Annotated in this window: 9 protein-coding genes; 8 read left to right on the top strand and 1 reads right to left on the bottom strand. The window is 47.0% G+C overall.

Annotated features, from left to right (window positions below; all coding sequences use genetic code 11):
- The first annotated feature begins 81 nt into the window (after positions 1-81).
- The 8 genes from ybgC (at position 82) to nadA (ending at position 6,746) form a co-directional block, all read left to right on the top strand.
- Positions 82-525, top strand: coding sequence for a tol-pal system-associated acyl-CoA thioesterase (ybgC, locus tag DPF93_RS06580; RefSeq protein WP_114765406.1), 444 nt, complete (start codon positions 82-84; stop codon positions 523-525).
- Positions 515-1,198 (top strand): protein TolQ, encoded by a 684-nt coding sequence (gene tolQ / locus DPF93_RS06585; protein ID WP_114765407.1) that lies wholly within the window; start codon positions 515-517, stop codon positions 1,196-1,198. Before ybgC ends, tolQ begins: the two co-directional genes overlap by 11 nt.
- A gap of 3 nt (positions 1,199-1,201) precedes the next feature.
- Positions 1,202-1,645 (top strand): protein TolR, encoded by a 444-nt coding sequence (gene tolR / locus DPF93_RS06590; RefSeq protein ID WP_114765408.1) that lies wholly within the window; start codon positions 1,202-1,204, stop codon positions 1,643-1,645.
- Positions 1,646-1,658: 13 nt separating this feature from the next.
- A complete protein-coding gene (gene tolA, locus DPF93_RS06595; RefSeq protein ID WP_114765409.1) occupies positions 1,659-2,723 on the top strand; it encodes a cell envelope integrity protein TolA in 1,065 nt (354 codons plus the stop codon).
- Positions 2,724-2,738: 15 nt separating this feature from the next.
- Positions 2,739-4,091, top strand: a complete 1,353-nt coding sequence (tolB, locus tag DPF93_RS06600; protein ID WP_114765410.1) for a Tol-Pal system beta propeller repeat protein TolB — start codon at positions 2,739-2,741, stop codon at positions 4,089-4,091.
- Between the two features lie 34 nt (positions 4,092-4,125).
- Positions 4,126-4,641: a peptidoglycan-associated lipoprotein Pal gene (gene pal, locus DPF93_RS06605; protein ID WP_114765411.1), complete on the top strand. Its 516-nt coding sequence runs from the start codon at positions 4,126-4,128 to the stop codon at positions 4,639-4,641.
- Between the two features lie 15 nt (positions 4,642-4,656).
- Positions 4,657-5,424 (top strand): tol-pal system protein YbgF, encoded by a 768-nt coding sequence (ybgF, locus tag DPF93_RS06610; RefSeq protein ID WP_114765412.1) that lies wholly within the window; start codon positions 4,657-4,659, stop codon positions 5,422-5,424.
- Between the two features lie 260 nt (positions 5,425-5,684).
- Positions 5,685-6,746 (top strand): quinolinate synthase NadA, encoded by a 1,062-nt coding sequence (gene nadA, locus DPF93_RS06615; protein ID WP_114765413.1) that lies wholly within the window; start codon positions 5,685-5,687, stop codon positions 6,744-6,746.
- 49 nt (positions 6,747-6,795) lie between these two features.
- Here nadA and DPF93_RS06620 read toward each other — a convergent pair.
- Positions 6,796-7,001: integrase core domain-containing protein (locus DPF93_RS06620; RefSeq protein WP_164675328.1), on the bottom strand; the 206-nt coding region annotated here is incomplete at its 5' end.

Below are 7,001 nucleotides of genomic sequence, written 5' to 3' on the forward strand. Positions count from 1 at the left end.
CGCTTTTTTTTCGTCTAATCTCTGAATTCGGTCAACAGTGCTTGCGCATCTCTTGTGGGAATGCGTTATAGTAATCGACCAATGGAAAAACTATCGGGCATCAACGTGGATAATGCACAGGTAGCATTTGAGTGGCCAGTGACTGTTTATTATGAAGATACAGACGCAGGCGGAGTGGTCTATCACTCGAACTATTTGAAATACTTTGAAAGAGCGCGAACGGAGCTGCTTCGCAGTGCTAACATTTCGCAACAAGCTCTTTTGGAACAAAACATCGGTTTTGTAGTCCGACACATGGACATCGATTTTTTACAAGGTGCACGGCTTGACGATCACTTAACGGTGAAAACCGGTATCGCCGAGCTAAAGAAAGCGTCATTAACCTTCTGTCAGGAGATCGTAAATCCTGCCGGCAAAACATTGTGCCGAGCAATGGTTAAGGTAGCATGTATCGACAATCAGAGGATGAGGCCTACTGCTATTCCTCAAGCAATATTTATGGAGTTTTCTCGAAGTGACCGCTGATATTTCAATTCTTGACCTGTTTTTGCAAGCCAGCTTGTTGGTAAAACTGGTTATGTTGATCCTACTGGGTATGTCGATTGTCTCTTGGGCAATGATTATTAAGCGTAGTAAGGTGCTGTCTCAAGCGGCCAAAGAGTCTGAATCATTCGAAGACAAGTTTTGGTCAGGCACCGATCTTTCAGTGATCTACCAATCGGTAGCAAAACGCAAAGATGAGCTATCAGGTGCAGAAGAAATCTTCTATTCAGGTTTTACCGAGTTCGCGCGTCTGCGTAAATCGAACGCAAATTCACCCGATTACATCATGGAAGGCACAGGTCGCGCGATGCGCGTGGCAGTTGCGCGTGAAGTAGACGAACTAGAAACCAACCTGCCATTTTTGGCGACCGTAGGTTCAATCAGCCCATACATTGGTCTGTTTGGTACCGTGTGGGGCATCATGCATGCCTTTATCGCGTTGGGTGAAGTAAAACAAGCCACATTGGCGATGGTTGCTCCGGGTATCGCAGAAGCACTGGTTGCGACAGCAATGGGTCTGTTCGCGGCAATTCCTGCTGTAATGGCGTATAACCGCCTAAGCAACAAAGTATCAAAACTTGAACACAACTATGCGACCTTCTCGGAAGAGTTCCACAGTATTCTTCACCGCCAAGCTATGGCTGGCAGGGAGTAACGCATGGCGGGTTATCAACCTAAAAAGCGTAAAATGACTGCAGAGATCAACGTGGTACCTTACATCGATGTGATGTTGGTTCTGTTGATCATCTTTATGGTGACCTCGCCATTTGTCACGCAAGGTGTTGAAGTAGAACTGCCGAAAACCGAAGCGGCAGAATCGATGCAAGAGATGGCGCAAGACCCTAATATCAGTTTTATCATCGTCGAAGTCGACCGTGATGGTAATTTGGGTCTGAGCGTAAACGATGAAGAAGTTATGCGTGGCATTTCTTTGCAAGATCTGATTGTGCGCATCAAAGCAGAGCTGAGCTTAAAACCGAAATCGCCAGTGGCGGTGGGTGGTGATGCAGCTACGCCTTATGCTGAGATTGTATTGATTTTGGATGAATTGAGCCGAGCAGGTATCGAGAAAGTCGGTCTGCTAACGGACATCAAGGAATAAGTGCATTCGCTTCATGAAAGACAGTAAGTCAAATAAAAACAAAATGGGCAAACCGATAGTAATCTCGTTTGCCCTGCATGCTGCTTTGATTGCCGCACTGCTGTGGGGGACAGACTTTACCATGTCTAAACCTGAGCCAGTAGGGCGTGTTGTCGAGGCGGTAGCTATTGATCCGGCTTTGGTTCGTCAACAAGCTCAGCAAATACGTCAACAGCGTGAAGAAGCCGCACGTAAAGAACAAGATCGTCTTGATAAGCTGCGCCGCGAAAGTGAGCAGCTAGAGAAGAATCGCAAAGCGGAAGAAGAACGCATTCGTAAGCTTAAAGAGCAGCAAGCTCGCGAAGCGAAAGCGGCACGTGAGGCTGAAAAGCAGCGCGTGAAAAAAGAGCAAGAGCGCAAAATTGAAGAAGAGCGCGTGCGTAAGGAAAAAGAGCGTGCGGCTAAGCTAGAGCAAGAGCGTAAAGTCAAAGAGGCTGCGATTGCTAAGGCGGAAAAAGAGCGCATAGAGAAAGAAGCGGCAGCCGCAAAAGCGGAGCAGCAGCGTATTGAGCGTGAGCAAGCAGCAAAAGCGGCCGAAGAAAAGGCGCGCAAAGAGCGTGAAGCAGCAGAGCGAGCCGAGAAAGAGCGCATTGCCAAAGAAAAGGCAGCGAAAGAAGCTGCTGAAAAAGCGCGTAAAGAGAAAGAGCGTTTACAGCGACTAGAGCGCGAGCGTAAAGAGCAAGAAGCAGCACTGGATGATATCTTCGCTGGTCTTGAATCTGAGTCGGAACAAAACAGTGCCGCGCGTGGTCAATTTGTTGAGAGTGAAATTGCACGTTATGCAGCAATTTACACCCAACTGATTAAGCAGAACTTACTTGTGGAGGACTACTTTCGGGGAAAGTCCTGTCGAGTTAACTTGCGTTTGATCCCGACAGGCTCGGGAGCAATTGTCGGTAACTTCAGCATACTGGAAGGCGACAGCCGAGTTTGCTCGGCGACCAAGCGAGCTGTTGCTCAAGTATCGAGTTTCCCACTGCCGAAAGAGACAGATGTGGTAAACCAACTGAAAAACATCAATTTAACCGTTGAACTGTAATTAAAGGATTAGCTTGTGTTAAAGCGACTTATTGTAGGACTAGCGTTCATTATCTCTAGTACCGTTCAAGTAGCCAACGCGGCGCTGGAACTGGTCATCACTGACGGTATCGATTCGGCGCGTCCGATCGCGATCGTTCCATTCAAATGGGAAGGCGCAGCGCCATTGCCGCAAGATGTTTCTGCGGTGATTGCTTCTGACTTACAGCGTAGTGGTAAGTTTAGCCCTGTAGCGACCAGCAAAATGCCGCAAACCCCATACAGCGAAGCGGAGGTTAACTTCGATGCGTGGACAGGGCTTGGCGTTGACTCGCTGCTGACAGGTACTATTACCCAAGATGCCAAGGGCGATTACATTATCAATTACCAATTGGTGGATGTGGTACGTGGTCAATTGACCAAAGGGCAAAGCCGCGCGCTAGGCTCAGACGGTGAATTGGTGCTATCGAAAGATCACGTGCTGTTTAACAAGCGCGCGACTGTGCCGAAAAATCGCTTACGTGAATACGCTCACCGCATCTCTGATCTGGTTTATGAGCAGCTAACTGGTGAGCGCGGCGCGTTTTTAACACGCATTGCTTATGTAGTGGTAAATGACAAAGATTCCTACCCATATCAGCTACGTGTAGCGGACTACGATGGTTATAACGAGCGTTTGGTATTGCGCTCAAAGCAGCCACTGATGTCACCAGCGTGGTCACCTGATGGTCAGCAATTGGCTTATGTTAGCTTCCAAAATGGTCAAGCTGAAATCTACATCATGAATATCTACACTGGTCAAAGTGAGAAAGTGACGTCATACCCACGTCATAATGGTGCGCCAAGATTCTCTCCGGATGGTAAACAGCTTGCTTTGGTTTTATCAAAAACAGGCAGCTTGCAGGTGTACACTCTGGATATCGCAACGCGAAAGTTGACACAAATTACGCGTGGCAGATCAAATAATACAGAACCATTTTGGCACCCTGATGGAAAATCCTTGATTTTCACTTCCGATCGGGGTGGTAAACCTCAGATTTATCGAGTAAATTTGGCAGACGGTGCCACAAGCCGTATAACTTGGCAGGGCAGTCAAAACCTCGGTGGCCAAATTACGCCAGACGGTCGTTTTTTGGTGATGGTGAATCGCAGCAATTCCGGCTTCAATCTTGCCAAGCAAGATTTGGAAACAGGTGCGGTGCAGATTTTGACCAAAACGCTATTGGATGAGTCTCCAAGCATTGCACCTAACGGTGGAATGGTCATCTATAGTTCAATGTTTAATAAAGCCAACGTGTTATCGATGGTGTCTATAGATGGGCGTTTTAAAGCTCGATTACCAGCAACAAATGGTCGCGTCCGTGCTCCAGCGTGGTCACCGTTTTTGTAGCAAGTAAGTATCAATAAGTAAGGAAAACATAACAATGCAACTTAACAAAGTTCTTAAAGGGCTACTAATTGCACTTCCAGTTCTAGCGGTTACAGCATGTAGCTCAAGCGATGATGCTGCAAATGCGTCTGGCTCAGAAACTAACAATGGCTCATCGACTACGGTAACTACACCAATCGATCAAAATGGTCAGCTATCTGAGCAAGAGCTAAAAGAGCAAGTAATGCAAGCGTCAACAATCTACTTCGCGTTTGACAATGCAACTATCTCTAGCGACTACGAAAAAGTGCTAGCTCTACACGCAGCTTACCTAAGCTCAAACCCAGCGCTTAAAGTGACTATCGAAGGTCACGCTGATGAGCGCGGTACACCTGAGTACAACATCGCACTTGGCGAGCGTCGTGCACAAGCTGTATCTATGTACCTACAAGCACTAGGTGTACAGGCTGACCAAATCGCTATCGTTAGCTACGGTGAAGAGAAGCCTCTAGTTCTTGGTCAATCTGACGAAGCATACGCTAAGAACCGCCGCGCAGTTCTAGTGTACTAATCTGAGGACGACCTCATGTTCAGTAACCTAAAGCATGTTATTTCGCTTACGTTACTGGCAAGTGCAGCGAACCTTGCGTTCGCTGCACCAGCCCCAGTAGCTGATATTGGCGGCAGTACCAGTAGCTCTCGATCTTACTCATCAAACGAAACGGACATTCAACGTCTAGAGCGTCTTCTAGAGAACCGTAACCGTGTTCAGTTGCAAATGCAGCAACAGCTAGATTCTATGGCTCTCGAGATCAGTGATCTTCGTGGTCAAATTGAAAAGAATAACTATGACATGCAGCAGATGTTGCAGCGTCAACGCGAACTGTTTATCGAGTTAGATAAAGTTCGCCAGGAAAAAGCAGCGGCAGTGATCCCGGTTGAAACACCAACTAAACCGGATGAGCCGAAGGGCACATTCAGCAGTAATGTAGATGAGCAAACGGCGTACCAAAACGCTGTTGACCTTATTCTGAAAAAGCGTGATTACACCGGTGCGATTGCCGCATTTGTGCAGTTCCAAAAAGATTTTCCTGATTCAAGCTTTACGCCAAATTCCCACTATTGGTTAGGTCAGCTTTATTTTGCTAAGAAGCAAGATAAAGAAGCAGTGAAGAGCTTTGCTGCGGTATTGACTTATAAAGACTCGAACAAGCGCGCAGATGCGTTAGTTAAATTGGGCGATATTGCTGAGCGCAACAACAACGCTGAGCAAGCGAAGAAGTATTATCAGCAAGTGGTATCCGAATACCCGGGCAGTGCTTCTGCGAATATCGCGCAAGAAAAACTGAAATAAAATCCAGTCAATTGAAAGAGGTGCCAAGAGCACCTCTTTTTCTCTCTTGCATACCTTCTCTCGCAAGTGATACCTCGCAATCGACGTATCATATTTCGCCTATTAACTTGCCCAGCAGATTCAGCGAGCGTTCAATCCATCCAATTAACCACGAGATTTGCACGGGAATCGCGACTTTTGTATAAGGCAAAGCTTTTTGATTCTTGAGGTCGATCGGAGTTACAATACTCGGATTAACGGAAGTTGCGTAGAGCAAGGCAATGAGTCACATTCTAGATAAAATCGATACAGTTTACCCTTTTCCTCCAAAACCAAAACAACTAAGCGAAGAAGAAAAGCGCACGCATATTGAAGCGATCAAGCGTCTGTTGAAAGAGAAAGACGCGGTCCTTATCGCTCACTATTACACCGACCCTGAAATCCAAGCTTTGGCAGAAGAGACAGGCGGTTTTGTCGGTGATTCATTGGAAATGGCGAAGTTTGGTAACCGTCATCCGGCTAGCACCCTGATTATCGCTGGTGTGCGCTTTATGGGCGAATCGGCAAAGATCCTAACCCCAGAAAAGCGCATTCTAATGCCAACGCTAGAAGCGGAATGTTCACTAGATCTTGGTTGCCCGGCAGATAAGTTTACCGAGTTCTGTGATGCGCACCCTGATCACACTGTAGTTGTGTACGCGAATACTTCAGCAGCAGTAAAAGCGCGCGCAGATTGGGTGGTAACTTCAAGTATCGCTCTTGAGATTGTTGAGCACCTTGATAGTGAAGATAAGCCAATCATTTGGGGACCAGATCGCCATCTTGGTTCTTACATTGCTAACAAAACTGGCGCTGATATGTTGCTATGGCAAGGTGAGTGTATCGTTCATGACGAGTTCTCAGCAGATGCACTACGTAAAATGAAAGGTCTTTACCCAGATGCTGCGATTTTGGTTCACCCTGAGTCACCAGCAAGCGTAGTAGAGCTGGCGGATGCTGTAGGCTCAACCAGCCAATTGATCAAAGCGGCGAAAGAGCTGCCACAGCAGCAAATGATTGTGGCTACCGACAAAGGCATCTTCTTTAAGATGCAGCAGCTAGTGCCAGAAAAAGAACTGATCGAAGCACCAACCGCAGGTGCAGGCGCGACGTGTCGTAGCTGTGCACATTGCCCGTGGATGGCGATGAACGGCTTACAAGCGATTGAAGCGGCACTGACTGAAGGCGGTGAGCAACACGAGATTTTTGTTGATGATGAGCTACGTGTGAAATCGCTTATCCCGCTAAATCGCATGCTTGATTTTGCTGAGCAGCTAAACATGCAAGTGAAAGGCAACGCATAAGCCGATAGCCAACAACTGTCTCGTCCTAAAATACGTTGACAGTTTTATGCTAAGCCAACTGCGTTAGCAGCTGGCTTTTTTCATGAACCTCATTTGGGGTTTTCATCCCGAGGCTAAGATGTGGTCTCATATTGTTATAGATACTAATAGACTCTTTTACTAGTTGGTTGAGCTCTTTGATGTCTTGACACCTATTGAGTAGGAACTCTTGTTTTAGTATCCCATTGACTCTCTCTGCTAACGCATTCTGGTAGC

It is taken from the genome of Vibrio rhodolitus, from assembly GCF_003350325.1.
Classification (GTDB): Bacteria; Pseudomonadota; Gammaproteobacteria; order Enterobacterales; family Vibrionaceae; genus Vibrio; species Vibrio rhodolitus.

Bases quoted from the DNA above. Each gene is read 5' to 3' on its own strand.
- ybgC (WP_114765406.1), top strand. From the start codon at position 82: ATGGAAAAACTATCGGGCATCAACGTGGATAATGCACAGGTAGCATTT.
- tolR (WP_114765408.1), top strand. From the start codon at position 1,202: ATGGCGGGTTATCAACCTAAAAAGCGTAAAATGACTGCAGAGATCAAC.
- tolA (WP_114765409.1), top strand. From the start codon at position 1,659: ATGAAAGACAGTAAGTCAAATAAAAACAAAATGGGCAAACCGATAGTA.
- pal (WP_114765411.1), top strand. From the start codon at position 4,126: ATGCAACTTAACAAAGTTCTTAAAGGGCTACTAATTGCACTTCCAGTT.
- ybgF (WP_114765412.1), top strand. From the start codon at position 4,657: ATGTTCAGTAACCTAAAGCATGTTATTTCGCTTACGTTACTGGCAAGT.
- nadA (WP_114765413.1), top strand. From the start codon at position 5,685: ATGAGTCACATTCTAGATAAAATCGATACAGTTTACCCTTTTCCTCCA.